Raw genomic sequence first — 25000 nt, 5'->3', positions numbered from 1 at the left:
TAACATCTCATGGAAAACCATAAACGCAAGTCTAAGAAAGTGGCTTTTTCAAATGTTTTTAACCTGTCACGAAAGAACAATTTAAAGTTAATCCCGATTACTCCCAAAGTGGGCAATTAGAGCGCTAAGGAATAGCGCTAATGATTGAGAAAATAGAAACTCAAAGTCGGATGGAGAGTTTCTATTATGCGGAAAACAATTTTGGCGGCGATTATCGCTGCATCGACAGTAACCGCCCCGGTTTCCGCCGGGGGACTACAGTCTGAAATGGATCGCTTATTCAATGAAATGAGCAATACCACTTTGCCTGGTGTTCATGAGTCACAGCGTCGCGGAGTCTTCACTGGGGGGCGCTATACAGTTAAGTCACGCATCTATGAGCAGAACCTTGTTTCCTTTACTCCACCATCCTGGAAGGCGGGATGTGGTGGGGTTGATATGTTTGGCGGGTCGTTCTCATTTATTAACGCTGAGCAGCTAGTCACGATGATGCGAGCAGTTGCGGCCAACGCAAAAGGTTATGCGTTCCAGTTGGCTCTGGATAACGTTTTCCCGGATGGAGCGAAGTGGATGGAGAACTTTCAGAAAAAGGTTCAAGCATTAAACCAGCACTTAGCGAATAGCTGCCAATTGGCGCAAGGGATTGTTAATGACGCGACGTCAGCATTTGATATTCAGCATAAAACCAAGGCATCTATTAAGGCAACGGGGGCTGGGCTTTATGACGATATGTTCGGTTCGGTACAAGAACAAGACGGGGAAACTCCACTACGGAAATTGAAGAATAACGATCCAGCCAAATATCAAGAAATGATCGGTAATATTGTTTGGAAGCAACTGAAAGTTAACTCTGTAAGTACCTGGTTTCAATATGGTGACACTGCCCTGCTTGAGGCGATGCTTTCACTTACTGGTTCGGTGATTGTTGGCGATTTGGTGGCAGATGCCAGTGGAGGTGATACCAACCCTGTCTCACGCCTCCCAGGAGGCTTAGTCTCCCTTTCAGATCTTGTAGGCGGCGGTCAAGTTAAAATCTATGACTGTGACGATGATTGCTTGGCTCCAGCGAGACAAACTGTCACCTTAACTAGCGTTCGTCAAAAAATTTATGAAGCGCTCACAGGAACAGATTCTCGACCAGGAATCATTTTCAAGTATAGAAGTAATATTGGTCCAATCACTTCCGATGAGCAAGCACTGATCACAAACCTTCCAGCCTCAGTAGGCACAATTATTCGTAACTTGGCTGCTCTTTCTGACAGTGTTGCTAATTCATTTGCAGATGAAAATGCTACTGTTATTGCCAATGCGATCGTGTACGACCTAGCGACACAGATGATTTCCGCGGCAGAATTAGCAGTATCTAATGCCGACTCACCGCATAAAAATGAGGTAATGGGTCAGTTAGAGCGAGCGCGTATAAACATCGAGAACGAACATCGGCAGATGGTCGAGCAGTACGGTTCAGTCAGTGAGATTGTGACTCGCTACAACCAAATCATAAAAAATGTTCAGGCGCAACGTCTCAGCCTCACCAGCTCTAGGGGAGGTGCATGATGCCTGAGTTTACGATTTATAGCATCGGTGATTCGGAACTACTAGAGCAGGTACTGATTGCCGTTGCGATGATCACTGGGACGAATGACTTCACTAAAATGGCTTCCATCGGTCTTCTGGTGTCCGTGGTTATTGTGTGCGTTAAGGGGGTAGTACAGGGAGGGCGTGGTATTGAGATCCAGCAGGTGCTTATCGGCTGGATTGTATATGCAATGTTTTTCGGGGCATCAGCTCTGGTCAAAATCGAGGATGCCTACACTGGTGATGTCCGTGTTGTTGCCAACGTACCCTTGGGACCAGCCGCGATTGGGGGAATGATCTCGAATATCGGCTATGTCCTGACCGACAAGTTCGAGACCGGGTTTGCGACTATTACACCTCAGATAACGCGGAAAGGGTTTCTGTCCTCATTAGAGTTGATCAGTGCACAACGCCAGCTTGCGGGAAATGCCGCACTCTGGGCTAGCTGGGATAGTGCTGTCGGAGGTGGCTCAGCAGACATGCAGCGTAGCTGGCGAAACTACGTTGCTGACTGTACCGCTATCCGTTATCAGTTGGCTGACGTATCCGAATCGAATTTGAAGAATCTGACCTGGCGCGAGGCATTGCGCTTTTCGTCAACGGTCTATGGTACTGAGATTTTTGTGTCACCTAGTGGGTCGACAACTCCAAATTGTACTGACGCCTGGACTGATCTAATGGTTGCCACGGATACGGCATTCGACTCTGGAACTTCTCATGAATCGATCAATTACCTACTGGGTCTGACTGTCGCTGGTACAAGTGGCGTTAATCCTGTGGCGGAAACAAACAACGCGCTTAATGACCTGTCGGCAACAGGAATCATTAGCTCTGACATGCTTAAGGCAGCGATCCTAACCCCGGTGCTAACCGAGGGCATGGGGCAATATTACGAGTCCATACAGCAAGGCACTGCCTCACTGATGATTGAGCAGGCGGTGCAGCAGCGAAATACTCAGTGGACTGCGGAGCAATCGGTATTTGCTACTGTTGTCAGGCCGATGCTGACATTTATCGAAGCTCTGGTATACGCCATTGTGCCGCTAATGGGGCTGCTCATCGTGCTGGGAATGATGGGGATTCAACTGGTCTTTAAATACTTTATGACGTTGATCTGGATTCAGCTATGGATGCCCGTTTTGGCAGTGGTGAATCTCTTTATCTATAATCGCAGCACTGCCTCCTTACAGGACTACATCACTTCTGGCGGTGATCCAACAAGCTTCGAGGGGATTCTTCACGTAACGGATATGATGAGCAATGATCTTGCTGTAGGTGGAATGATGGCTTCTGCCATACCAGTCCTTACTTTGTTCATTGTTTCTGGGTCAATTTACTCACTGAACTCTCTGGCTGGCCGCATGAGTGGTGGTGATCATATCAATGAGAAGATCTCTTCCCCTGACTTACTGCAACCTGCGCCGTTAGCCCAACAAATGCCAGCCCACGCTTTCAATGCTCTTCAGGGCGGCTTACAGGGAGGTGCTAATGGCCTAATTGATAAAATGAATTTCTCTAAAATGTCTTCTGAAATGGTAAGCAGTGGACATGCAAGAGCTGCGGTTGCCCAAGACGCTTTTCAGAATCAGCTCTCGAACTCATTCTTCTCTGGGAATAGTGCTGACAAGTCCTATCAACGACTCCAGAGTTTTGGGCAGATGCTGAGGGCATCTGATAGCAGTCAAGCCAAAGCGATAGTGAATGCTGGTCAACAGTACGCTAAAGAGCATGGCCTTGATGGATCTCAGACCAACGCAGTTATTGGTGCGATTGGTGCCAGAATGAGTGCTGGCGTGGATGCAGGAAAGTTGGTTTCAACTTTAATGGGGCCAGCTGGTTCGGTTGCCAGAAAAGCTGCTAAAGCGGCTGGAGCAGAAAATCCTGTAGATATGAGAGGAGACCTCAGTGCAAATGCTGAAACCCGCTCAACTGCCGCAAGAACTCAAATGACGAAGGATTTGGATCGAATTGCTAATGACATTGGATTCTCCAAGGATGATACAGCAGCACTGACCAATGATGTTGCTAATCAGATTAGTGACGATAAAACGCAGCGGTTTACTGAGTCTGTTGGTGAGGATCAGCGTCGTGGACTGACTCATACTGCCTCCCAGATGCTGACTGCTCAGGATACCTATCAGCGATTAGCAAGTGCTCAAGAAGTGCTGGGCAGTGTGACGTCAGCAGACATGCAAGCTATTGCTGGATCGGTTTTGAGTGATCAGGCGTCAATGGCGAATTTGAGCCAATACATGCGGCAGGCTCCTAGTGAGTTACGCCAGGCCGCAACTAATCGAGCACGACATTATAAAGGTCTTGGTATGGACGGAGACCGGGCTTCAGTGGGTGGGGCTCTGTATGCGATGCTTAACTCAGAAGATTTGCAACATAGAACTCAGGCAGCGGAAATTGTTGCAGGAACAATTGGAGCTAAAAACCCGATTGCAAATGCCAGTGAGGCGCAAAGGCACAGCCATTTAGATAGCGGGGCTCCCCAAATAGATAGCACACTAATCACCCAAGGGGAGAAAAACTTGAACGCCCCTAAATTGATGACAGCTGAGCAGAAAGCCAAACCTAAAACGGATCTTCCCGGAGGAGATAGCGATGTTTATGCCGCTCACGGTGAGAACCTGGATAACGTAAACGCGCAACACGGTCAAAATCGGAGCGATTTTACAGGGCAACGTTTAGGGGAGCTACGCAACCGCATTATGGCTAATGATGTTGCTCCCTCAACTTCATCTCAGGTTTTCGCTACAGCCGAAGGAGCTGGCCGATTTATCGAGAAATTATTTGGTGGAGCAGGAGCTGCTGTAGATGGCTTCTCTGATAATTTTGGAAGCTCAATGGGGCGTCTTGCCAGTATGACCTCTGAGCAGCGTGATCAATTCATTGAAGATGCTAAGCGTGGTGATGAATACGTTGAGCAGGAATGGGGGGTTGCAGGTAAGGCATTAACAGGAATGGCTTCCCTTGGTCGCGGTATTATGGGAGCGGGCGTATCAGGATACAACGCAGCTAAAGAGTGGCTGACTGGTGAATCGGATCTCTCCGAAGCAGCTAAAGGAATGAGTCTCCAGGAGAGAGGGATGTTTTTTGCGTCAGCATTGGCTGCTGCTAGTGAACACAGTGTTGAAGCTGCGGAACAGTTTGTTGAGCAATATGGTGATGAGTTTAGGAGTATGGCTACGGTTGCCGGGGCCGAAGCCGGGCTCAATCAAACAGGTGCTCAGTTGTTCGCGGCTTCATTGACAGGGGATGATCAGCAAGTCGCCAACTTGAGGGAGCAGATGCGAACTGAGGTTGGCGACACTGAACTTGCTGACCGTATGAGCGACATCATCCAGACTTCCGCAGACGCGGGTAAAGATCAAGCTGCTGGGTATCTTAATCCAGTGGCGCGATATATGAGTGTAAGCAGAGGTCAGTAGGTTCGTTCAACCGAGCTAATGTGCGGATCGTATGGGTGCTCATTCGGTCCGTAACAGTAGCTTGATGAGTAGGATTGAGTGTCTCTAAGCTTGTTTGTTGTGTCTCTATCTTCAACATTATTGATATTCAGTGTTGAAGATGGGGAGCGGCCATTGAGCCATTGGGCATAGAAGCACACGGCAATGATTAAAACAATCAGACCAAAAATTCCGGCTACTTTGACACAAAAGAACAAAGCGGCCATGAAGGCTGAAAACTTAATTGTTTCTCTGAACATTACTGATCCCCTATTAATTTAGATGTCCCTAATTGACATTTAACATGGAATTTATTTTTGTCAATGCGAGTGGAGGAATTTAGATGATGAATAAAAATAGAGATTTAGGTTATTTACTTGAAGAACTTAAAATACAAATGATTAGGGGGAGAGGTCCTTGGCTTGTAGGAAGAGTATCGCTTGAATATGAGGGAAAAGTGATTGTGGCAAGCGGGAAAGCCCTAGAGCTTATGTTGGAAAAAACAGAGTCTATATTGTCGATGATACATGTTCGGGCGACTATCATCGCTGGACAAAGACGGAATCCTTTTCTCTTGTATTCAAAGGAGTATGAGAAATTATTTCTCATCATAGTGAAAGAGAATGAAGAATGCTTAGCTTTAAGAGACAAAATAAGGTCAGACTATAAAATTAAAAGACCATAAAATGATTTCATGAAAAAATATCATGTGTGTTTTTTGATTCCCCCACTTGACCCCCAAACGGGAAGGTATAAATTTATATTTAGGTTGTTTATGAAACATGTTGATTTATTAAAAATGTTCCGTCAGAACAAAGTTGAAATTGTAATTCTGAGGGAAGTCAGAAAAAACTATTTTCAGATTGAAGTTAACGCTGAGATTCTTATTTCAAAAAGAGGAGGTAGGCGCGAATTGAAAATTGAGACAGCTAAAAAATATTTGGAACAGCTAGGGTGTGAAAAATTTGTCGTATTACTAAAGGATGAAAATAATGAAGAGGTTAATTTATTGGGTAGGAGTTAGCTATACGCTGGGTGTAGCAGCAACTGTAACATTCAGCGGTATTGAGACAAAGCAATGGTTATATGCACTAGCGTTTCCGGCCGTTGTTACAGCACTGTTTATTGCTCGTCCTAGCTTAGTCAGAAAAAACTGATAGAGGAGAGCGTTTCAATGACATGTAATAGCAGCTCCTTGATTCCGAAAATGATAGATCATGCTCAAAAGAGTTTTGGTGTAGCCCGATTTAATGAAAACGTATTTGAATTTGATCTGTGCCTATGGACGCTTTTGAAAAGCCTGTCTAGCCTTTATCCGAAAGAAGTCTCCGAGCAATTTTCTCTTCCATTGGATACTGTGGCCGCTTTGGCTTCGGCAAGCGAAAGTCAACTCAAACTGTTGTCATCTGGTGCCATAATCTCCTTCAAACTCTCTGGTTGTGAAAAGGACTACATCGAGTACCTAGAAGGTCACTATGATCACGTCAGTCTTATAAATAATCAGGATGCTGGGCTCAGCTCCGCCTATTGGCTGCTCATGGGCCGAATAGCACATGACAATACGGACATAGCAGCCCAGATATTTGATGTAACTACATCCCTAACCAAATCGGTGGCCGCAGCCACCGACAACCAGCTTCGTAGCTTAGCCTGTGACAAGGATATGCCATTTGTAATCCGTTTCTCTCCCGAACTGGTGAAAGAAATTCTGGAGAGTGACGAATGCCACGTTACTCATCTCATCTTAAAAAAACATCAACAATCTTTAAGCACTGGAGGCAGATATGAGCTGTAACAGTAACTTGTCACGATGGAGCATAGCTAGGAATATGGCACTCATAGGCTACATAAGCCAAATTATCATGATCGAAACCGGGCTCACTTATAAGCAGATTCGCAGATTATACAAAGAACTCAAAGATGAAGGACTTACGATCCGTAGGAAGAGCCACAAAGTTCGTGGTGGTGCAACAATTATCCATAGTCACACCTCAAAGATAGAAGCATCACTGCTAATGCAGCTCTATTTTAATATCACAGGAAAAGCAGCATTGCGATCTATCAACATCAATACTCTTCATTCTGCGTATAAACTTTACAGCGCAGTCAGAAGTGAAACGCTTGGTATGCATGGAGCGCGCTGGCAGATGCTAGATATTACAGACGCATGGTGTTTAGCCCAAGAGCTGCGGTCTGGTGAAGCGATGATAGAGACATGTCCTAGCTGTAAGTGCAATTACTTTACATCAGTGAATCAACGAACATCTGTGAATTGCCCTTTCTGCTTAAGCTCACCACAAGCTAGTAGCACAAAAAAAGAAGCAACGATTACGACAGTTTGATGCCAAATACACCCCAAATGGGCAATTACAGGTGCGTAAGAATTTTAAATACTGAAATAGCATGAACCATTGAAAACGGAGGTATCGTCTATGGTTCATCACCCCACATCAAGGTTTATCTCGTGTGTGCTTATTGTCACAATGTCACTGTTGCCAACCCACGGATATACAAATCAACCAACAAATCCTGCTAAGACTGGTCGAGAAGCTCAAAATTTTGGTCTTGAAATGGCCGCAGAGTTTGAGCAGCCCTCATATGAGGCTGGCAATGTTCACTTTAGCGGCGGTGAAGCCATCAATGTGAATGATCTTTTCCCTGGCACATCAGGCCAGAACGATGATCCGTTAAGTGACTATTTTGCAGACGGTACACAACCTAATGTGGACGCGCTGAAAAATATCTGGGACTCCAGTGATGGGATGGATGATGTAGGGAGCAACACTAAAAGCTCCCTGTGGCATGATGCTAACAGCGATAACCCTTCGGTTTCTGGAGCTGCTTATAAGGTTCTCCTCGATGCCACGAACCAGTCCAAGCCCGATTTCAGCAATGATCCGTTGATGAATCTTAGCCGAGAGACCTACGACAATATCGACATAATAGCCGAGGGGTTTGGGGATTGTTCGGCTGAAACCATTATCAAAGATAAAACCATTAAGTCACATGTGCCTGATTATTATACATGTGACCGACTGTATAAGCCTAAAGGTAACTGTGCTATCACTCATACGATAGAGATTGCCGCAGAGCCAGCTGATATTGTCTTTCTTATTGATAATTCGGGTTCAATGGGTGGGGTCATTCACGATTTAAGGAACAACGTAGGGGCTTTTGCTCAATTGCTAACACAAGATGGTAGTGATGATTTAAGGCTTGGAGGTGCTGTTTACAGGCACAGTGATTATATCTTTAATCGTGTGGAATTGACTCCGGATTTTAACGCTTTTAAAACTTGGCTAGATGGCGTGAATGCAGCTAGCGCACCTACTTACCCATTTGATGCTATTACATGGGCTGCGAATCATTACCAATGGCGTGGAGGGGATATTCGAAAGGTTCTTGTGTTAGTGGGGAACGATGATTCCGCTGGAAATAAGTCAGCAGCAATCTCTGCACTAGCTTCAAATCAAGTAGAGCTTTTTTCTTTTCACAACAGTGGGGAAGTAAAGAGCATTGGTACACCATTAGCTGATTACTTCTCAGGGCCTTTACTTTTAAAGTTTGCGCAGAATCTTACCGTTGTCTCCGATAGATGGACGCCTCAAAGTTGCATTGAGAATGGGATTGCTTCATTAGAGGAGTTCTGTACGGGTTCTTATAGTGCTTCACCATCTAATGATGATACGTGCGTAATGCTTTCTGGCTTCCAAGTATGTAAAGGCGATCCTGTTTATAATTTACTTGGTGAACCGCCTTTGCCCAATGTACCGAAGTTAGCTGCACGAGTAGATGTCTCACAATTAGAATGTTCATTTAACCAGGGGCAAGGAACTTGTTGGTTCGATAAAGATGGCAACGAGCAATGTCTGGAAAATTACCAAGATATTGAGCAGTGTAAAAAATATGAAGATAACCCCCAATGTGGTTTCATTAGCTCAGAGTGTGTTGATGGAGCGAGAGGCTCACAAGGTAACTGTTATGTACATGAAGAGAAATATGATTGTGGTTACGATGTAGAAGTACCTAGCTTAGAAAAAGAAACCGAGTATTCATGTGGTGGGCCAATCCGATGTATGGGGGATGATTGCCTTGATATAAACAAAACTCAGAGTGCTGATTTTGCAAGAGCTTCTGCATTGTTAAATGCGGCACAGTTCATGACTCAGGATATGAGCTGTGAAGATATTACAGGAGAGAACAACACATATTGTAAAGCGTTTAGCGGTGATCAAGGCGAGTGTAAGGTAGCGGTTGGCGGCGCTCAGGATTGTTGTGAAAAGCCTAGCGGCTTATCGATGGGGGATTATCTCACACTTATCATGTCAGTGCCGAAACTGGACGGTGCAATTCTTTCTCTTCAAGATGGCAGTGCAATAAAAGGTGCATATCAGGCTATCCGTGATCCTGCTATAAGTGGGTGGACAGAGATAACGAAACCTTTCACGTCTTATATGGAAAATATTACAGGTGCTATTGATAACTTTACTAAGCCAATAACCGACTTAGCTAAAGAGGCTATCCAAGCGTTAAAGGATGAAATCGCCAAAATTACAGGTAAGGCTCTTGGTAATGCATCTGCTACGGGGAGCACAGGTGTTGCTGTTGATGCACCCGAGGGGATGATGGAACAAATAGTCGGAGAACAAGCGGCGAGTATGCTCAGCGGCATTATGGCCGCATATACCGCTTACGTCGTGGCAATGATGATCATTCAGATTGTGTGGAAATGTGAAGAAGAAGAATTTGAGCTTAATGCAAAAAGAGCTTTGAATAGTTGCCATCAGGTTGGGTCATATTGCAAAACAAAAGTGCTTGGTGCTTGTATCGAGAAGCGCCAAACTTACTGTTGTTTCAGTTCGCCATTATCAAAAATTATCCAGCAACAAATCAGACCGCAGTTGGGGTTGAGTTGGGGTTCTGCGAAGACTCCTCAATGTGACGGCATTCCTTTGAACCGTTTGGCTGAGGTTGACTGGGAGCAAGTAAACCTCGATGAATGGTTAGGATTGTTACAGGCGAATGGTAAGTTTCCAGAGTCATCTGCGATTGACCTTGATAGCTTAACTGGTGCTGGGAGTATTTTTAATACCGATGGCACTCGTTTGAATGCGGTAGAAAGAACACACAAAAGGCTTGATGGGGTCGATTTAGAACGTATTCGACGAGAGAGTACTAGTTCAATTTTGATTGATACTGGAGCAAGTAATTAGAGTTCGGGGAGAGGGATTATGGAACTTTGGATTTGGTTCATGGGTTTGTTAACTGTGATCGCTATTGTTGGAGGGATCTTCTTATATACAAAGCGTATTTATGACAAATCCCGTTCAGAGTGGAGGGTAGGCACGATGGGTAAGCAGAAGGCTCGCTATCGTGTAGCCGTTCAATACTTAGAGACAGGCGATGCATTTATTGAGTTGCCAAACGATTTATTGAAGCAAGTTGGTTGGGGGGAAGGAGACGAACTGGAATGGAAAGCGCTGGAAAATGGTTCATTTGAGTTGGGGAAAATCACAAAGTTAGAAGATTAATAATGTGACATTTAGGTATACTCTATGGTCACAGGTGAAAAGTGGCAGTTTTGATATATTCGTCATAACCTATATGTCACACCACATTAGATCATAACTTAAATGTCACTTAGGGCAGATTATGTATATATTTGGCTACCTTAGAGCATCAACAAGTGACCAAAATGCAAAACGAGCGCAGAGTACCTTACAGAAGTTTGTACAGGATAAGGGATTTCGTATCGCTGGATGGTACATCGAAAATGAATCAGGAGCTTCGCTGCAAAGACCTGAACTTCTTCGTTTACTTGATGATGCTGCGAAAGGCGATGCAATCATCATTGAACAGATAGACAGGCTTTCTCGTCTGGATGAGAAAAGCTGGTTCACATTAAAAGAAATGCTGCACGAAAAACAGCTCAAAGTGATTAGCCTGGATTTGCCAACTAGCCATATTGCATTCTCTCCCCAAATCACTGATGAATTTACCGGATCGATGATCAAAGCGATAAATAGCATGATGATGGATATGCTCGCCGCTATCGCGAGAAAAGATTATCAAGATCGCCGCCGCCGTCAGGCTGAAGGAATTCATAAGGCGAAAGAGGAAGGGAAATACCGAGGACGACAGGCTGACGCAGATCTACACGAAAGCATCTATCAGCTAAGAGTCATCAACAAGCTGAGTATTCGTGATACGGCCAAACTGACTAATGTGTCAGATCGTACGGTAATTCGGGTTGCTAAGAAGTTGGCAAGTGAGCGAGCAGTGGGGTAAGAAGCTTAATGCATGCTCTCGTTCCATTGGGCTCCAGACCCCGATATTTATTATGCTTGCCCTTTTGCTATTGCAAGTACATGTTCCACACTATTGATCAATATTGCCTGATGAGAAGAAAATTGAGTATCAAGTGGTGATTTCAGATTGTTGTATGTCCCAAAATCATCTTTATTCGCAGTGACAAATATAATTTTTTCATTGAAACCAGCCGCCCTTAACTCTTGACATAATTCTAAAAAGCACTCAACAATCTCGCAGTCTTTTGGTTCAAGTTTTCCTTTCCTAGCTGGAGCTTCTAGTTTGCGAACCCTTTGCATAGCTTTCAGTGTATGATCATTAGTTCTCTCAATACTGCGACAAGATTTTAGAAAATGCTCAGATAAAGATCTTATTTTGCTAGATATGCTTAGATCTGAAAATTTTGGTGGCATAGAGTGATTGGTATTTAACACCAAGTTTGTCACATTAATTATCGAACTTATACTACGGTCTAATTTTTTTATTTCTTTGTCCATGGTAGAGAGAACAACTTCAATATTATCCGCCCACTCCTCGTTAACGTTTTGGCAGGATATTAACCAACATGACTTTTCATTTATTTTTATGAGTTCAAGCATATTGCTTGCGTAAGAATCTGGCAATCCATGTAAATGAAGAGAGTTTAAAATATCTAATATTGAACATGTGTCGAAGAATAACACTGGTTGTTCATTTTCCAACAATTCATCTTTAACTTTTCTTGTTGATAAATACATGAATCATTGCTCCATGTACGTTATTAAATCTCTTGCAAATTCATACTCTATCACCAGCTTTTGTGCTGAATTTTCACTCCAACCTTGTTCGCATAACACTCGGGCTAGATCAGAAGAATTTACATATTTATTCTGTTTACATGTTTCCAAAATAAAGGCGAACCACCTTTTTTGATCACTAGGATGTGAGCTTCCTGTTGACTTGTTTGCTAAAGATGAAAATTGTTCTAGTAAATTTCCTGCTTTAGTCCCTACAACATCTTCTGCTGTTAAGGAATCCGAAGTTATTTCGACATCAATATCTAACTCTAACGCAACTGGTGTTAAGCATGAGTTATAGAAATCTGTAATTATTGCGTTATATTCGTCATAGCTTAGTTGTCCTTTTTCTAAAGGTACAACGTTAGGAATATACCAAGTATTATTTTCTTTCTGAAAAATGCTTAGGCCGGCATCAGGTAAAATACTATCCCCTGACCTTTTAAAGCTAAAAGCTATTTCACCTAAATATTTAGAGTTTTCTTCACTTTCATATGAGCGACTCCAATAAGATTTCACGTTATCAGTGACTTTTGAAATAAAATCAACTATTGATTTATCATCAAGCTTTATAAATACATCTTTAAATGTTTGCATTTTCTCTCCGAATATGAATTAACTCACAGAAGGTATTACAATATCTTAATAATCTTTAAGAAAACACAGACATTGAGTTCTTAATGCTGTTGTAACTAGAGTTTATAATTCAACAGCTTACAGCGAATGTCTGTGTAAACCTTTCTGGCCAACTAGTCTCATAATCTGCTATTAGGTTCAGGCGGTCAAGAACTGACGTGAGAAAGTGGTTAGTAACGTTAGTTTGAACGATTTTAGGTACTGTTAAGCTAGGATCTTACTTCTACTAGACAGAAAAGGCAGAGTCATACAACTCTGCCTTTTCTGTCTAATCTGATGACTGCATATTAAAGTTATATAAAGTTTTTCTAATGTAAAGATTGCAATAAAAAGTCACTTCAGAATACAAAACCATAGCGGGGCCTGTCAGCGCTCGAATTTAAAGGCTACTGATGGTGCTGGCAAATCCAACTAAAGGTAGCTATTAAGACATTCCATAAATAAAACAAATAACTGAGGTTCTACATCTTTGTCATTAGCTATGTTAGCAATTGAGCGAGGGCAATAACCCGATTTACCAATTTGTGTCCAGACTCTCTGAACATCCTTTGAAGTGATCGGAGGTGCAAATTTTTCCGTGGCACTCATACCAAGAATTGCTTTTCTTAACCGAGTCGGACGATCCAAATCTCCGTCTATAACGACAAAAGATGCTGACATAAATTACTCCGAAACTAAAGAATATTTCTCAACTAAGTGAGTCCATTCTGATGCTGTTAACTCATCTCCAGCAGCATCCATATTGTGTTTATTTTCTTCATCGATGAGCATCACTAGATAAAAATCATCGTCTTCCTCACCAATAACATCTTCTACGTAAAAACGCATTCCTTTTGGTGTTGTAGATACATATGTTGTTTCAGGTAACGGTCGTTCAGTTTTGACGGTAAGCATTTCGTTACTATGCGTTTGTGGTGTGCTTTCTTTCTCTAAAGCATTATTTAGGCGTATGGTGAAATCCGGATTTGCAGCAAGAATATAAGTCATTTCTTTGATGTCATCGGTCGTAAACTTATCGTGTAGCCCCCAACAAAGGTAAGTCGCAGATATTGTAACTGCTTGTTCAGTATATAGATTTTTTCCGAACTGCGCTTTTGCAAAATTAACGATAGGTACTATATATTCAAAGTCATCATTCGGAAGTGGTAGAGATTTAAATAGCGATAGCATCGGTTCTTGAATGTAAACGAAGTCTGCATAATTTTTTTCATCTCGTACTTTCTGTTTACTTAGTCGAGCTTGTTTAGCTTTTTGCTTTGCTCGTTTTTGACGTTTGTCTTGCTTCGCCATCGTTCACCTTACCCTATATACGTTAGATTTGCTCATGTGCTTAGAGTAACCTGCAAAAGCAAAGCATTCAATTATTTTGCTGTATAAATAAACACTAATCTTGAGGCATATCTCTAACAGTATTTCGATGATATGCCCAGGGAGGTAGGCGACAAGTGAACAGAGACTCTGAGCATAGATACCCTATGTGATGATTGTGAGATCTAGTTAATATTCAAGTGTGAGCATATTGTCGGACTCTATAAGCTTCAAGTTGCGCGCTGTGATGATGCATAACTTTCTGTTTGATAATAAATTATGTGCTTTTCTTGTTCGCTCATTATTGATGCCTTGACTTTTTAAGTTATTTGATTTGAGAATGAACTCAGAATTTTATGCAGGTGAATGAATATGATGGAGGTAAGAATGATGAAAAAAGTAGGGATTGTTCTAGCAACTGTAGCTGCGTTTTCTGTTCAAGCTAGCGTGTTTCCAAGAACAGAAGTAGATGCATATTTGCTAGCAATGAACTCAATGGCTCCGGTAAACGCCAAATACACAATTCAGTATAAAGCAGCTGTGGAAAGTAGTTGTAAAACAAAATTGACGATTGAGCAGTTAAACTCACGGGGCTTCACTAACGTTGTTCAGGCACTTGTTAGTAGTGAAACAGTCGATAAGTTGGGACTAGATGCTAGTGGTGGTTCACTTTCTGATACGCTTCAATTGATAGGGGCTAATATCAGCTGTTCTGACCTTAGTGCTCCGTACAAGGCTGTATTGAACAGCACAGAGTTTAATAAAAAGCATCAGCACTTATCGAAGGTATTGCATACTTGGGATGAAGTGGTTTCTCAGAGCGAAGCAATCCAATAAAGGCTAATCCAAAGGCTAAATTTCCGTGAAGCAAAGGAGGTTAGGTGTAATGCTCGATTGTAGCATTAAAGCTCTTGATCCATTTGTTTTAGCCTTTGGAGTGAATTGAATTTTTCATGCACGCGATTTGGAAAAAGCTCAGTGTAAATTTGCCAAAGGGTGTTTAGATTCCTATGACCAGTCACTTGAGCTACTTCCTCAATGGAAAAGCCTTGTTCAAATAAACGGCTTGCTCCCTCCCTCCTAAGATCATGATATCTAAGGTCTTGGATTCCTAGTGAGCTTCTTACACGTTGGAAGCCAGCGGAAACACTTTTGCTGTTGTAGGGAAAGATACGGTCGCAGGTCTTCGGCTGTCTATTCAGGATTTCCCAGGCCTCTCCTAAAAGTGGAACCCACATATGATTCCCTTCTTTTTTACGAGGGTCTTTACGATCTCGTACCTTAACAGCTCTAGTTCCTTCGTCTACGTCTTCCCATAGAATTTTGCACACTTCACCAATCCGCATACAGCTCAAAATAGAAAAATCCAAAATATCTAAAAACGGGATATGAGCAGCACGATGTTCTTGTCTTTTCCGAAGTTCTACCTTGATTCTGTTCAACTCCGACGTATCAGGGCGTCGGCTTCTTCGGTTTGATTTGGCAATTAGATTGTGTTGATAAAGAGTATAGTAAGCTTCCTGTACGACAGAATCGTTAACATCTATACCAAAAATTGGCTTTGCTGCTCTAAGAACACTGCGAAGATATGAAATATCACCGGACACTGTTTGAGGGCTTGTTCCCGCGTCATTACGATCTTTACAGTGCTGAACAAGGTTGGCTACGGTCAACTTGTTCGCTTGAATTTTCGCTAATTCTGTATCGATTAGCATGTTAAGACCATAACGTTTTGAACGACCAATACCTTTCGCAATGTGAGGTTCATTTAAGTACATGATGATCAGCTCTCGAAGAGTAACTTCCGGGGTTTTACCTGGTAGGCCATGCGTTTCGAGTTTAGATACAAGCGCCGTCCCCCAAGCTTTTGCGTCGGCTTTTTTCCCGAAAGTACGAGATTCACGATATACTACGTCATTACCTTTTTTTAATCGAACAACACATCTATATCGCAGTACCCCTTTGCTGGTTTTACGTTTCTCCAATGTAAAGCTGGCCATCTATGGTTCCTTGATAGTTGTTCGAATGCGTGCCCCATATGATACTGGGATACATATGGGGCACGCAATAGCGAAAAATGATTGAGAATAATTGAAAATGAACCGAGAACAGAAAACAGATAATTCTTTGCAAAATATAGACTTGTCTAGTAATATTGATGTGTCAAAGAGTGGGAGATTTAGCGTGGCACCCATGCTTGATTGGACGGACCGCCACTATCGTTACTTTGCCCGGCTGATGTCGAGTCAGACGCTGCTCTACACTGAGATGGTGACCACAGGCGCGATACTGCATGGCAAGGGCGATTATCTGGCTTATAACCAAGAAGAGCACCCGTTGGCATTGCAACTGGGTGGCTCCAATGTTGAGGATCTGGCCCGCTGCGCCGAAATCGCCCAGCAAAGGGGGTATGACGAAGTTAACCTCAATGTGGGATGCCCTTCGGATAGAGTACAGAACGGCCGCTTTGGTGCTTGTTTGATGGAAGAGCCCGAGCTGGTGGCCCATTGCGTCGATGCCATGCGCCAGAAGGTGGATATTCCGGTGACGGTCAAGACCCGCATCGGCATAGACGACAAAGATTCCTACGAATTTCTTTGTGACTTCATTACCAAGGTGAGTGCCGCCGGCTGCGATACTTTTATCGTTCATGCCCGCAAGGCCTGGTTGCAGGGGCTTAGTCCCAAGGAAAACCGTGAGATCCCGCCATTGGATTATCCCAGGGTGTATCAATTGAAGCAGGATTTTCCCGGCCTGCATATCAGCATCAATGGTGGTATCAAGAGCTTTGAAGAGATGCATACCCATCTGGCCCAGCTGGACGGGGTGATGGTGGGGCGCGAAGCCTACCAAAATCCCTATCTGCTGGCTGAGGTGGATCAGAAGATCTTTGGCCTCGATAGCCAGGTTATGAGTCGCGATCAGGTGGTGGATGCCATGTTGCCCTATGTGGAAGCTCATCTGCAGTCGGGTGGCCGCTTGAATCATATCAGCAGACACATGACAGGCCTGTATCAGGGGATCCCCGGTTCTCGCAGTTGGCGCCGTCATCTAAGCGAGAATGCCCACAAGCCGGGTGCCGGCATCGAAGTGCTGCTTAAGGCTCGTGAAATGATGCACAGCGGAGTTTGACCTTGCTGTAATACCCGAGTGGTGAAAATCGCTATGGTGATAGTGCTTTTTACCAACAGATAGGAAATTGCTGTATTTTTGTGCTGTTACGGTCAGTCATTCTGTGTTAATGATTGGCCGTTTTTATTTTTTATTTCATTTAATATCATACTCTTAATTAAAGTTTTTCCCAGTTGGCACGCCCTTTGAATTAGTCATCTTGACCGCTGACCCGTTCAGCTTAACCAGAAAGGGATGACAAGCATGAAAACTTCCAACCTGACTATTAAATCTTTGCTTCTTGGCGTTGTTTTGGCTTCAGCCAGTGTTTCAGCCCAGGCCGATGTACTGCCTACTCAACCTATCCTCAGTGCTGTTGAACAGAACCTGAGTCAACAGGCCCAGACCATGTTGCTCAGTGCCAAGCGTGAAATGCTGGCCTCCCTGCAACAGGAACTGGAACGTAGCGTGGCCCAACTGAGCGACGAGATGACTCAAGAAACCCTGAGTCAGATCACCGAATTACCCGTGGAGACCAGTGTTCTGACCCAAGCCAACGATTGAGGTGCCTATGTGGATAAATAGCACCTTGGCACTACTGATGTTTCTGCCGTTGCTTGGCTACACCCTGGTGGCGTTGTTAGCCTGCAGTGCCCGGCAGATACAGTTAACGAGATAATCGGAGTCAGTTATGTTTGATTTGGAACGTACACTCAAGGGAAATTCTTCCATCGTCTGTGGCCTATGCCGCGATATGGCTGAGCGTTTTGGCTGGTCGGTATTCTGGACCCGAATTGTTGCCGCAGTCATCACTCTGATGCACCCATTGCTCGGGTTGACGGCTTACTTTGCCTTGGCACTGCTGTGGCCCAAGTGGGTGAAATGAGTATGTATAACAAGAGTCGAAACAAGCACAGAAGATATAGGTTGCTGTCTCAGTTACTGGTATGGAGCATAGTCGGCGCGCTGATCCTTATGGTCTCTCTGCTCAGCCGCGAGTTTATGTCAGTGGGGATTTGGGGTAGCCCGTTTTTATGGCTGGATGCCGAGAACTGGAGCTGGGTGTTGACCCTGATAACCGCGATGCTGGCATTGGTGTGGGCCGCAATGACTTTCAGTGTGTTGGCGGTGGTGTGCGTACTTTGTGTTGCTGCGGCATTACTGATGTTTATCAGCGGTTTTGCAGTGATTTGGCCCGTGCTGGTTTTGGCATTGGCAGTATGGGGAATAGGCAAGTCCAGTCAATGGCAGGAGTAGTGTTGCTGCGACTGGCTTGGTGTCAGCCCAGCCGCAGCAACATTGGATTCAGCCTCGATGATTTAACCTTTGTTGAGAAACTGGCGGAAAACCGCTTTGGCTTCATCGCTTTGCAGACGCTGGCCGAAGAGTTCCAACTCCTGATGCATCTGGTGTTGTACCCGGCTCTTGTGTGGCCGCATAAGTTGTCTGGTGAGTTGCAGCGCCTGAGGTGGCTTGGAAGCCAGGGCTTTGGCCTTTTCCAGCGCATAAGGGAAGAGTTCTGCCGGACTCAACATGCGGTTGATGAGTTTGAGATCCAGCGCCGTTTCGGCATCGAAACTCTCGCCCAGCAACAGCAGCTCAGAGGCCTTTTGATAGCCGACCAATTCAGGCAGTAGCAGGCTGGAGCCAGCTTCAGGCACCAGTGCCAGGTCGATAAAGGGCAAGCGGAACTGGGCTGTGTTATCGGCATAGACAAGGTCACAATGCAGCAGCAGCGTGGTACCGATTCCGACAGCGGCTCCGCTGACAGCGGCGACCAAGGGCTTTTTCAGCTCCAGCAGGCAAAAGAGAAATCGCACTGCAGGGTGGTTGGGGCCCAGATCCGGCTGCTTGAGAAAATCCGCCACATCATTGCCTGAAGTAAAGCAGTTTTCACTGCCTGTCAGCAGAAAGGCACGGATCTCGTTGTCCGCTTCCCCCTGGATCAGGTATTCTGTAAGCTGCTTATACATATCGAGATCGAGGGCGTTACGTTTATCCGGACGGTTAAAACGTATGATGCGTACACCCTGCTCATCCTGAACCTGAATCGTACTCATTCGTTGTTTCCTTTGCTGACGAAATGGGTTTTACATGGAGTTTAAGACATAGATGGCGATATTCAAACAACTGTTTAAAGTTATCTTGCTGGCCGGCATCAGTGCCAGCGCCTTCGCCTCGAACATAATGCTCGAACAAGGATATATCCGGGCCATGCCCGCTTCTGTTCCCAATACGGCGGCGTATCTGACACTCAGCAACCATGGCGCGGCGACTGAGCTGGTTTCTGCCAGCACCCCTGTGGCCCGTGAAGCCATGCTGCATACCCTGATTGAGGAAGATGGCCTGGTTAAAATGCGCCATGTGGCGGCTTTCCCGCTGCCTGAGCATGGCCAGTTGACGCTGCAAAGCAGCGGCGATCACATCATGATCATGGGCCTCAAGGCACCGTTAGAGCTGGGGCAAAAAGTGCCTATGACACTCAGTTTTGCCAATGGTGAAACCCTCAATATCGAACTCGAAGTAAAATCCCCCAATGATGCTCCTGCAGCCCAAGAGCATCATCACCATCATTAAGGAGAACCCGGGATGCAAATGACATGGAAAAAAGGTGTCGGTGCAGCGGTCATAGTGTTCGTTATCGCATACGGCATCAGTGTTTGGTGGAGTATTGAACCCGAAGTGTTGACGCCCAAGGTGATGACATCGGAAAAGGGCGAGAAAATCACAGGTTATGCCACTACCAGCGCCTTGATTGAAACCATGGAGACCTTGCTGGATAAGCAAGGAGGCTGGTTGTCCAACGACATGATGCCGCCTTCTGTGATGATGGACAACATGCCGGCGTTTGAGTTCGGTGCCCTGGAACAGGTGCGGGATCTCGCTTTAATCATGCGCAAAGAGTTCAGCCGCTCCCAGTCACAGTCCACCGCAGACAAAGATCTGCTGGAAGCACACTCCAAGCTGAATATCGAGCATACCAGTTGGCTGGTGCCCAGTGCCGAGAGTGAGTATCGCGATGCCATCAAGCTATTGAAGGTTTACCGGGCGCGGATGATGGATCCTAATAACCCGGATGCCCAGTTTTATGCCCGTGCCGATAACCTCAATGAGTGGTTGAAAGAGGTGCAGAAGCGCTTGGGCAGCATGTCACAGCGTCTGGCTGCCAGTGTTGGTCAGGAGAGGCTGAATACCGATCTGGCCGGTGACAGTGCCGCGCGTCAGTCGACCCCCAACCTGGCGAGCCAGCAGATTAAGACCAGCTGGTGGCAAATAGACGATGTCTTCTATGAATCCAGAGGCTCTGCCTGGGCCTTGCTGAATTTCATGAAGGCGGTAGAGGTCGATTTTGCTGACGTACTGAAGAAAAAGAATGCCGAAGTGAGTCTCAAACAGATCATCCGTGAACTGGAAGCGACTCAGCAAACAGTCTGGAGCCCAATGATCCTCAACGGTTCCGGATTCGGTTTGGTGGCCAACCATTCCTTGGTGATGGCCAACTATGTGTCCCGCGCCAATGCCGCGGTGATTGATTTAACCAACTTGCTTTCACAGGGTTAATTTATGAAAAAGACTTTATTGGCGACAGCCTTGCTGGCTTCTTTGATGGCGACCTCCGCCCAGGCAGCAACAGTCGTAGGCTTTAAGGTAGGCGCCGATTACTGGAAAGGAGATGCCAGCGGTACTTTCGCCGAGAAAGGCCAGCCGCAGCAGGAGTTCAACTATGACTCTTCCGCCCAGTACAGCCTTTGGTTCAGCGTTGAGCACCCTGTGCCACTGCTGCCCAACCTGAAGATCCGCGAAAACCGCCTGAAAGAAGATGGCGCTATGAGCAATGCCAACTTCAGTTTCAACGGCCACACCTTCAACGGTGATGTGTACGCTACGGCCGACCTGAGCAACACAGACTTTATCCTCTACTATGAGCTACTGGACAATGATCTGGTTTCTCTGGATGTGGGTGGGGCCTACAAGTTGATGGATGGTTCTTTCCGGGTGGCAGACAAGGGGCATCCTGAGCAGCGTGATATCGACAGCGGTGTGGTCATGGGTTATGCCAATGCCGAGGTTGGCCTGCCTTTCTTCGGCTTGTACGCCTTTGCCGATGTGTTGGCCGGTATCAATGAATCCAGTGTCTATGACTACCAAGTAGGTCTGGGCTGGGAGTTTGATGGCGTGGCGCTGGATACCCGGGTGCGTGCCGGCTACCGCGACTTTAAATTCGACGTGAACGGCTTCAACGGCATGAGCAGCAATATGCAGTTTGACGGCTTCTTTGCCGGCGTAGAACTGGTGTTCTAATTCCGTTTCAGTCGATTAGTCACAAAAAAACCGCCAGTTGGCGGTTTTTTATTGGTTAAGCTTCAGCTTACTGCTGTGCAGGAGCTGTCAGGCCGTTGTTGATTGAGATGACGTCATCTTCATTCAGGGTGCCTGTGGCTTGTTTCAGCGCCAATATCGACTTGATATAGCCGTAACGGGCGTTGGACAGCTGACGCTTGGAATCATACAGATCCCGGGTACGGTTCAGCACGTCGACTATGGTACGGGTACCCACTTCAAAACCGGCTTGAGTGGCTTTCAATGCACTTTCGGAAGAGAGCACTGATTGTTCATAGGCCTTGATGGAGCTGATAGAAGCGCCAACGTTGTTGAAGTTGTTGCGAACATTTTTGACTACCTGGCGGTAAGTCTGTTCCAGCTTCTGGCTGGCTTCAACATAGGCGTATTGCGCCTGTTTCACCTGAGAGCTGACCTTGAAACCTTCAAAGATAGGTACACTGAGGTTAACCCCAACGGTACCGTTATCGAAGTCAGGTTGGCTCTGGCTGCCGATTTCCTGCTCCAGGCCTTTGGTATAACCGGCGCTCAGGCTCAGAGACGGCATATGGCCGGCCTTATAGAGGCTGATGGTTTCCTGGGCGATATCTTTACCGATACGCTGGGTCAGCAGGTCGACACTGTTGGTCTCGGCCATCTTAAGCCAATCGCCTGGCACTGCCGGGGTTGGGCTGGCCGCAGAGAAGCGGTTGGTATCCAGAATGTCGATGCTCTTGTGATCTATGCCGGTGATTTCACGCAGGGCTTCATAGCTGTTGATCAACTGATTCTCTGCCAAAATTTCATCGGCGGTCGCCAGGTCATACTGAGCCTGTGCTTCATGAACATCGGTAATGGCTGTCAGACCAACGGCAAAGCGTTGCTTGGTTTGTTCCAACTGACGCTCGATGGCACGCTTCTCGGCGCCTTTGAACTCGTAGTTGTCCTTGGCGGCCAACACGTCAAAGTAAGCGGTTGTTACCCGGGTGATCAGTGTCTGCAGGGCAGAGGCGTAGACGGCATCGGCCTGTGATGCGGCTTTCTCCGCCAGGCTCAAACCGACCCAGGCAGAATGATCATAGATGACCTGGTTAAGTTTAATCGCACCTGTCAGACCGCTGGTGTCGGCACTGGGATCGTTCCAGGCTTTATCATAACCGACATTGGCACTGATGGTTGGCAGCAGTGGTGCGCGATTCTCTTCAATTTTCTCATACAACTGGTCTCTTTGGGCCTTGGCCTGGAGTACCACTGGATCATTGGTTAATGCCTGCTGATATATCTGAAGTAAATCGTCGGCTTGAACGGCCGGGGCAGAAACTGCGAGCGTTAACGCCGCGCATAAAGTGCGGATCTTGAATTTCATTGGCTGTCCTTATAGACAAACACCCTGTGACGGGCGGTTTCAACTTCGTTAGACTGTTAATGCCTTTGATAAAGGCGGTTTGCGCTTCCCGACGCTTCCCGATACAGCAAAACTTAATGGTTTTGATACTAAAAAATCAACCGTTTTCAAGTCAATTCGGAAGTGTAACAGATTTTATTGGCAAATGGTGCCGGGTGGTTTGAAATTGCACCTTTTATAGCTAAAGCGGAGTGAAAATGGCAGCAGAAAAATTCACCAAAGAGGATGTTCAGGTGCTGGGGCAGCGCACGCTATACCGTGGGTTTTTCCGTATGGAGGAATACCGTTTCCGTCATCGGCTGTTTGCCGGGGGCTGGAGCGATGAAGTGACTCGTGAGGTGTTTGAGCGCGGCCATGCCGTGGTGGTTTTACCCTATGATCCGCGAGAAGACAAAGTGGTGTTGATTGAGCAGGTGCGGTTTCCTGCGCTGGAAACCAGTGAATCTCCTTGGCTGCTGGAGTTGGTGGCGGGTATGATCGCCCCAGGCGAAGTGGCCGATGAGGTGGCCAAACGGGAACTTTTGGAAGAAACCGGACTCAATGCCAGTGCAATTTCGGCCGTAAGCAGCTATCTTTCCAGCCCCGGAGGTTGCAGTGAACGCTTCTTCTTTTACTGGGCGGCGGTGGATTCATCCAAGGCCAAAGGGCTGCATGGCTTGGCCGAAGAACATGAAGACATTAGGTTGCATGTGCTTTCCCGCAGTGATGCTTATGCCAAGGTGCTTAGTGGCGAAATCGACAATGCTTCGACCGTGCTCGGACTGCAATGGTTGCAGCTTAACTATCAAAGTTTAATCCAGGCCAATGAACAAGAAAGACAGTGACAAGAAATACCAGCCGGATGTCAGCCGCTTTTTAGCCCTGTGTGGCCGCAACTATGGCCATATTCAGCGCTGGTTGCCGGAGCAAGGTGAAGTGGGTGAAAGCTGGCAGGTAGAAGGGGATTTCGGCTGCCTGGATGTCGAGTTGCTGGAAAATACCCGCTATACCCAGTTGGTCAGTATTTCCCGCCATGTAGGGAAGGGCGGATTGATACCTGTCCCCAAGGTCACTGTGCGGATTTATCATGATGCTAAATTAGCAGAAGTGTTAAGCAGCCGACAGATTTACCAATTGCGGCCAGTGTATGATTATCCGAACTTACGCATGTACCACCGCGATGAAAAGTACCAGGTAAACGCCTTCCTGGAGGAGTTATTGAAAATAGACTGTCAGGCGCGCCTCGTTTGTCAGTCCTGAGATTGGGTAATCAAAGTGCTGAAAGAGGCAATCACATACAGTATTCCTGAGGACAAGAGTGTTCGTTTGGTGCAGATCACAGATCCTCACCTGTTTGCCGATCCTGAAGGACAGCTTCTTGGCGTAAATACCGCCAACAGTCTCAATGCCGTTATCAATACCATCCAGGCGGTCAAGTATCCCGCCGACATGCTGCTGGCCAGTGGTGACATTAGCCAGGATTACTCCGGTGAGTCCTACCGCAACTTTGTCGAAGCCATCAAACCGCTGAATCTGCCCTGCCATTATCTGCCTGGCAATCACGATGACCCCAGGATCATGTATCTGCATATGCAGGGTGAGCGTGTCTATGGTCACAGACGGGTATTGGCCGGGAATTGGCAGATTATCTTGCTGGACTCCACAGTGCGGGGAAAGCCCGGTGGCCATATGGCCGAAAGCGAAATTGAGATCATCCGCAGTGCCATAGCCGCTGAACCGGACAAACATGTGCTGCTGGTGATGCATCATAATCCTGTGCTGGTGGACTGCACCTGGCTGGATCAGCACTGTATGGACAATGGCGCCCATTTTCTCAAAGAGATGGGGCGTTATCCTCAGGTCAAGGGCATGCTCTGGGGCCATGTTCATCAGCAATTGGATACAGAATATCAGGGTGAAACTCACAAGTTATCTCTGATGGCGACACCATCGACCTGTATTCAATTCAAACCCTTGTCTTCCTATTTTGCGCTGGATGCACTGCAGCCTGGCTACCGTTTGCTGGAGCTCAAACCCGATGGTAGCATGCTCACCAATGTTTATCGGATCCCGGGCGAGCGCTTCGCACCGGATGCTGAGGCCAGCGGCTACTGAATTTGCTTTGG

The 25000-nt window shown here is 46.0% G+C and carries 28 protein-coding genes; 20 read left to right on the top strand and 8 right to left on the bottom strand.

All coding sequences use genetic code 11. The features are described from left to right. Nucleotides 1–186: 186 nt before the first annotated feature. Both ACF8D4_RS12430 and ACF8D4_RS12425 read left to right on the top strand, forming a co-directional pair. Nucleotides 187–1557, top strand: a complete 1371-nt coding sequence (locus ACF8D4_RS12430; protein ID WP_023622882.1) for a conjugal transfer protein TraH — start codon at nt 187–189, stop codon at nt 1555–1557. Next, nucleotides 1554–5012 (top strand): conjugal transfer protein TraG N-terminal domain-containing protein, encoded by a 3459-nt coding sequence (locus tag ACF8D4_RS12425; RefSeq protein WP_039549272.1) that lies wholly within the window; start codon nt 1554–1556, stop codon nt 5010–5012. Before ACF8D4_RS12430 ends, ACF8D4_RS12425 begins: the two co-directional genes overlap by 4 nt. Here ACF8D4_RS12425 and ACF8D4_RS12420 read toward each other — a convergent pair. Beyond that, nucleotides 5006–5290, bottom strand: a complete 285-nt coding sequence (locus ACF8D4_RS12420; RefSeq protein ID WP_023622879.1) for a hypothetical protein — start codon at nt 5288–5290, stop codon at nt 5006–5008. The two genes, ACF8D4_RS12425 and ACF8D4_RS12420, sit on opposite strands and share 7 nt — an antisense overlap. 83 nt (nt 5291–5373) lie before the next feature. Here ACF8D4_RS12420 and ACF8D4_RS12415 point away from each other — a divergent pair, with 83 nt between their 5' ends. From ACF8D4_RS12415 to ACF8D4_RS12385, 7 genes are all read left to right on the top strand, one after another. Beyond that, nucleotides 5374–5715 carry a hypothetical protein gene (locus ACF8D4_RS12415; protein WP_039549275.1) on the top strand — a complete coding sequence of 114 codons (342 nt, stop codon included), beginning with the start codon at nt 5374–5376 and terminating at the stop codon, nt 5713–5715. Nucleotides 5716–5805: 90 nt separating this feature from the next. Further along, complete coding sequence (locus ACF8D4_RS12410) at nt 5806–6054, top strand: hypothetical protein (protein WP_077672958.1); 249 nt, start codon at nt 5806–5808, stop codon at nt 6052–6054. Nucleotides 6055–6204: 150 nt separating this feature from the next. Further along, entirely contained in the window at nt 6205–6825 is a 621-nt protein-coding gene (locus ACF8D4_RS12405) for a hypothetical protein (protein ID WP_000128321.1), read from the top strand. Then, nucleotides 6815–7372, top strand: a complete 558-nt coding sequence (locus ACF8D4_RS12400) for a FlhC family transcriptional regulator (RefSeq protein WP_318117241.1) — start codon at nt 6815–6817, stop codon at nt 7370–7372. The genes ACF8D4_RS12405 and ACF8D4_RS12400 overlap by 11 nt, the downstream gene beginning before the upstream one ends. Before the next feature lie 90 nt (nt 7373–7462). Beyond that, nucleotides 7463–10243 carry a conjugal transfer mating pair stabilization protein TraN gene (traN, locus tag ACF8D4_RS12395; RefSeq protein ID WP_017788967.1) on the top strand — a complete coding sequence of 927 codons (2781 nt, stop codon included), beginning with the start codon at nt 7463–7465 and terminating at the stop codon, nt 10241–10243. A gap of 18 nt (nt 10244–10261) precedes the next feature. After that, entirely contained in the window at nt 10262–10561 is a 300-nt protein-coding gene (locus tag ACF8D4_RS12390) for a hypothetical protein (RefSeq protein WP_017788968.1), read from the top strand. A gap of 121 nt (nt 10562–10682) precedes the next feature. Then, nucleotides 10683–11318, top strand: coding sequence for a recombinase family protein (locus ACF8D4_RS12385; protein WP_017788969.1), 636 nt, complete (start codon nt 10683–10685; stop codon nt 11316–11318). Nucleotides 11319–11368: 50 nt separating this feature from the next. Here the strand turns inward: ACF8D4_RS12385 and ACF8D4_RS12380 are convergent, their stop codons facing one another. The 4 genes from ACF8D4_RS12380 to ACF8D4_RS12365 form a co-directional block, all read right to left on the bottom strand. Beyond that, complete coding sequence (locus ACF8D4_RS12380; protein WP_023622873.1) at nt 11369–12076, bottom strand: PIN domain-containing protein; 708 nt, start codon at nt 12074–12076, stop codon at nt 11369–11371. Between the two features lie 3 nt (nt 12077–12079). Then, the gene (locus ACF8D4_RS12375; protein ID WP_023622872.1) at nt 12080–12712 is read right to left on the bottom strand and encodes a hypothetical protein; all 633 of its coding nucleotides are present in this window, start codon (nt 12710–12712) and stop codon (nt 12080–12082) included. A 450-nt stretch (nt 12713–13162) separates the two neighbouring features. Beyond that, the gene (locus ACF8D4_RS12370; protein ID WP_017789773.1) at nt 13163–13411 is read right to left on the bottom strand and encodes a hypothetical protein; all 249 of its coding nucleotides are present in this window, start codon (nt 13409–13411) and stop codon (nt 13163–13165) included. A gap of 3 nt (nt 13412–13414) precedes the next feature. Then, a complete protein-coding gene (locus ACF8D4_RS12365) occupies nt 13415–14041 on the bottom strand; it encodes a hypothetical protein (protein WP_017789774.1) in 627 nt (208 codons plus the stop codon). 405 nt (nt 14042–14446) lie between these two features. Here ACF8D4_RS12365 and ACF8D4_RS12360 point away from each other — a divergent pair, with 405 nt between their 5' ends. Continuing rightward, nucleotides 14447–14896 carry a hypothetical protein gene (locus ACF8D4_RS12360; RefSeq protein ID WP_017789775.1) on the top strand — a complete coding sequence of 150 codons (450 nt, stop codon included), beginning with the start codon at nt 14447–14449 and terminating at the stop codon, nt 14894–14896. A gap of 65 nt (nt 14897–14961) precedes the next feature. Here ACF8D4_RS12360 and ACF8D4_RS12355 read toward each other — a convergent pair whose 3' ends face one another. Next, nucleotides 14962–16059: a site-specific integrase gene (locus tag ACF8D4_RS12355; protein WP_023622870.1), complete on the bottom strand. Its 1098-nt coding sequence runs from the start codon at nt 16057–16059 to the stop codon at nt 14962–14964. Between the two features lie 97 nt (nt 16060–16156). On the opposite strand from ACF8D4_RS12355, the gene dusA reads away from it, so the two are divergent. The 4 genes from dusA (at nt 16157) to ACF8D4_RS12335 (ending at nt 18427) form a co-directional block, all read left to right on the top strand. Next, complete coding sequence (dusA, locus tag ACF8D4_RS12350) at nt 16157–17191, top strand: tRNA dihydrouridine(20/20a) synthase DusA (RefSeq protein WP_392468751.1); 1035 nt, start codon at nt 16157–16159, stop codon at nt 17189–17191. 243 nt (nt 17192–17434) lie between these two features. Continuing rightward, a complete protein-coding gene (locus ACF8D4_RS12345; RefSeq protein ID WP_025009352.1) occupies nt 17435–17734 on the top strand; it encodes a hypothetical protein in 300 nt (99 codons plus the stop codon). Between the two features lie 127 nt (nt 17735–17861). After that, nucleotides 17862–18056, top strand: a complete 195-nt coding sequence (locus ACF8D4_RS12340; RefSeq protein WP_025009353.1) for a PspC domain-containing protein — start codon at nt 17862–17864, stop codon at nt 18054–18056. Continuing rightward, complete coding sequence (locus ACF8D4_RS12335) at nt 18053–18427, top strand: hypothetical protein (RefSeq protein WP_052657930.1); 375 nt, start codon at nt 18053–18055, stop codon at nt 18425–18427. The genes ACF8D4_RS12340 and ACF8D4_RS12335 overlap by 4 nt, the downstream gene beginning before the upstream one ends. 62 nt (nt 18428–18489) lie before the next feature. Here the strand turns inward: ACF8D4_RS12335 and ACF8D4_RS12330 are convergent, their stop codons facing one another. Continuing rightward, a complete protein-coding gene (locus ACF8D4_RS12330) occupies nt 18490–19230 on the bottom strand; it encodes an enoyl-CoA hydratase (RefSeq protein ID WP_039034482.1) in 741 nt (246 codons plus the stop codon). 52 nt (nt 19231–19282) lie between these two features. Here ACF8D4_RS12330 and ACF8D4_RS12325 point away from each other — a divergent pair, with 52 nt between their 5' ends. Genes ACF8D4_RS12325 through ACF8D4_RS12315 form a run of 3 tightly spaced genes read left to right on the top strand, consistent with a single transcriptional unit; the run spans nt 19283 to nt 21472 of the window. After that, nucleotides 19283–19747, top strand: a complete 465-nt coding sequence (locus tag ACF8D4_RS12325) for a copper chaperone PCu(A)C (protein ID WP_071239108.1) — start codon at nt 19283–19285, stop codon at nt 19745–19747. Between the two features lie 12 nt (nt 19748–19759). Then, entirely contained in the window at nt 19760–20731 is a 972-nt protein-coding gene (locus ACF8D4_RS12320; protein ID WP_025009356.1) for a DUF2333 family protein, read from the top strand. A 3-nt stretch (nt 20732–20734) separates the two neighbouring features. Then, on the top strand, nt 20735–21472 hold the full coding sequence (locus ACF8D4_RS12315; protein WP_345872624.1) for a TIGR04219 family outer membrane beta-barrel protein: 738 nt from the start codon (nt 20735–20737) through the stop codon (nt 21470–21472). A 67-nt stretch (nt 21473–21539) separates the two neighbouring features. Here the strand turns inward: ACF8D4_RS12315 and tolC are convergent, their stop codons facing one another. Next, complete coding sequence (gene tolC / locus ACF8D4_RS12310; protein ID WP_025009358.1) at nt 21540–22856, bottom strand: outer membrane channel protein TolC; 1317 nt, start codon at nt 22854–22856, stop codon at nt 21540–21542. Between the two features lie 236 nt (nt 22857–23092). Between tolC and nudF the strand changes: the two genes are divergently transcribed. From nudF to cpdA, 3 genes are read left to right on the top strand one after another with little or no spacing between them, the layout of a single operon-like run. Next, nucleotides 23093–23719: an ADP-ribose diphosphatase gene (gene nudF / locus ACF8D4_RS12305; RefSeq protein WP_028779681.1), complete on the top strand. Its 627-nt coding sequence runs from the start codon at nt 23093–23095 to the stop codon at nt 23717–23719. Further along, the gene (locus tag ACF8D4_RS12300; protein ID WP_028779682.1) at nt 23700–24134 is read left to right on the top strand and encodes a DUF1249 domain-containing protein; all 435 of its coding nucleotides are present in this window, start codon (nt 23700–23702) and stop codon (nt 24132–24134) included. Before nudF ends, ACF8D4_RS12300 begins: the two co-directional genes overlap by 20 nt. Nucleotides 24135–24149: 15 nt before the next feature. Next, on the top strand, nt 24150–24989 hold the full coding sequence (gene cpdA, locus ACF8D4_RS12295; protein WP_025009361.1) for a 3',5'-cyclic-AMP phosphodiesterase: 840 nt from the start codon (nt 24150–24152) through the stop codon (nt 24987–24989). Nucleotides 24990–25000 lie beyond the last annotated feature (11 nt).

Origin of the sequence: Shewanella sp. YQ_9, assembly GCF_043103185.1 — a bacterium.
GTDB classification, from domain to species: Bacteria; Pseudomonadota; Gammaproteobacteria; order Enterobacterales; family Shewanellaceae; genus Shewanella; species Shewanella algae.
The sequence above is the reverse complement of the archived record's forward strand: the minus strand, read 5'-3'. Positions and strand labels throughout refer to the sequence as shown.

Excerpts from the sequence above, each read along its gene's own strand:
- ACF8D4_RS12430 (WP_023622882.1), top strand. The coding sequence starts at position 187 with ATGCGGAAAACAATTTTGGCGGCGATTATCGCTGCATCGACAGTAACC.
- ACF8D4_RS12425 (WP_039549272.1), top strand. The coding sequence starts at position 1,554 with ATGATGCCTGAGTTTACGATTTATAGCATCGGTGATTCGGAACTACTA.
- ACF8D4_RS12420 (WP_023622879.1), bottom strand. The coding sequence starts at position 5,290 with ATGTTCAGAGAAACAATTAAGTTTTCAGCCTTCATGGCCGCTTTGTTC.
- ACF8D4_RS12415 (WP_039549275.1), top strand. The coding sequence starts at position 5,374 with ATGATGAATAAAAATAGAGATTTAGGTTATTTACTTGAAGAACTTAAA.
- ACF8D4_RS12410 (WP_077672958.1), top strand. The coding sequence starts at position 5,806 with ATGAAACATGTTGATTTATTAAAAATGTTCCGTCAGAACAAAGTTGAA.
- ACF8D4_RS12405 (WP_000128321.1), top strand. The coding sequence starts at position 6,205 with ATGACATGTAATAGCAGCTCCTTGATTCCGAAAATGATAGATCATGCT.
- ACF8D4_RS12400 (WP_318117241.1), top strand. The coding sequence starts at position 6,815 with ATGAGCTGTAACAGTAACTTGTCACGATGGAGCATAGCTAGGAATATG.
- traN (WP_017788967.1), top strand. The coding sequence starts at position 7,463 with ATGGTTCATCACCCCACATCAAGGTTTATCTCGTGTGTGCTTATTGTC.
- ACF8D4_RS12390 (WP_017788968.1), top strand. The coding sequence starts at position 10,262 with ATGGAACTTTGGATTTGGTTCATGGGTTTGTTAACTGTGATCGCTATT.
- ACF8D4_RS12385 (WP_017788969.1), top strand. The coding sequence starts at position 10,683 with ATGTATATATTTGGCTACCTTAGAGCATCAACAAGTGACCAAAATGCA.
- ACF8D4_RS12380 (WP_023622873.1), bottom strand. The coding sequence starts at position 12,076 with ATGTATTTATCAACAAGAAAAGTTAAAGATGAATTGTTGGAAAATGAA.
- ACF8D4_RS12375 (WP_023622872.1), bottom strand. The coding sequence starts at position 12,712 with ATGCAAACATTTAAAGATGTATTTATAAAGCTTGATGATAAATCAATA.
- ACF8D4_RS12370 (WP_017789773.1), bottom strand. The coding sequence starts at position 13,411 with ATGTCAGCATCTTTTGTCGTTATAGACGGAGATTTGGATCGTCCGACT.
- ACF8D4_RS12365 (WP_017789774.1), bottom strand. The coding sequence starts at position 14,041 with ATGGCGAAGCAAGACAAACGTCAAAAACGAGCAAAGCAAAAAGCTAAA.
- ACF8D4_RS12360 (WP_017789775.1), top strand. The coding sequence starts at position 14,447 with ATGATGAAAAAAGTAGGGATTGTTCTAGCAACTGTAGCTGCGTTTTCT.
- ACF8D4_RS12355 (WP_023622870.1), bottom strand. The coding sequence starts at position 16,059 with ATGGCCAGCTTTACATTGGAGAAACGTAAAACCAGCAAAGGGGTACTG.
- dusA (WP_392468751.1), top strand. The coding sequence starts at position 16,157 with ATGAACCGAGAACAGAAAACAGATAATTCTTTGCAAAATATAGACTTG.
- ACF8D4_RS12345 (WP_025009352.1), top strand. The coding sequence starts at position 17,435 with ATGAAAACTTCCAACCTGACTATTAAATCTTTGCTTCTTGGCGTTGTT.
- ACF8D4_RS12340 (WP_025009353.1), top strand. The coding sequence starts at position 17,862 with ATGTTTGATTTGGAACGTACACTCAAGGGAAATTCTTCCATCGTCTGT.
- ACF8D4_RS12335 (WP_052657930.1), top strand. The coding sequence starts at position 18,053 with ATGAGTATGTATAACAAGAGTCGAAACAAGCACAGAAGATATAGGTTG.
- ACF8D4_RS12330 (WP_039034482.1), bottom strand. The coding sequence starts at position 19,230 with ATGAGTACGATTCAGGTTCAGGATGAGCAGGGTGTACGCATCATACGT.
- ACF8D4_RS12325 (WP_071239108.1), top strand. The coding sequence starts at position 19,283 with ATGGCGATATTCAAACAACTGTTTAAAGTTATCTTGCTGGCCGGCATC.
- ACF8D4_RS12320 (WP_025009356.1), top strand. The coding sequence starts at position 19,760 with ATGCAAATGACATGGAAAAAAGGTGTCGGTGCAGCGGTCATAGTGTTC.
- ACF8D4_RS12315 (WP_345872624.1), top strand. The coding sequence starts at position 20,735 with ATGAAAAAGACTTTATTGGCGACAGCCTTGCTGGCTTCTTTGATGGCG.
- tolC (WP_025009358.1), bottom strand. The coding sequence starts at position 22,856 with ATGAAATTCAAGATCCGCACTTTATGCGCGGCGTTAACGCTCGCAGTT.
- nudF (WP_028779681.1), top strand. The coding sequence starts at position 23,093 with ATGGCAGCAGAAAAATTCACCAAAGAGGATGTTCAGGTGCTGGGGCAG.
- ACF8D4_RS12300 (WP_028779682.1), top strand. The coding sequence starts at position 23,700 with ATGAACAAGAAAGACAGTGACAAGAAATACCAGCCGGATGTCAGCCGC.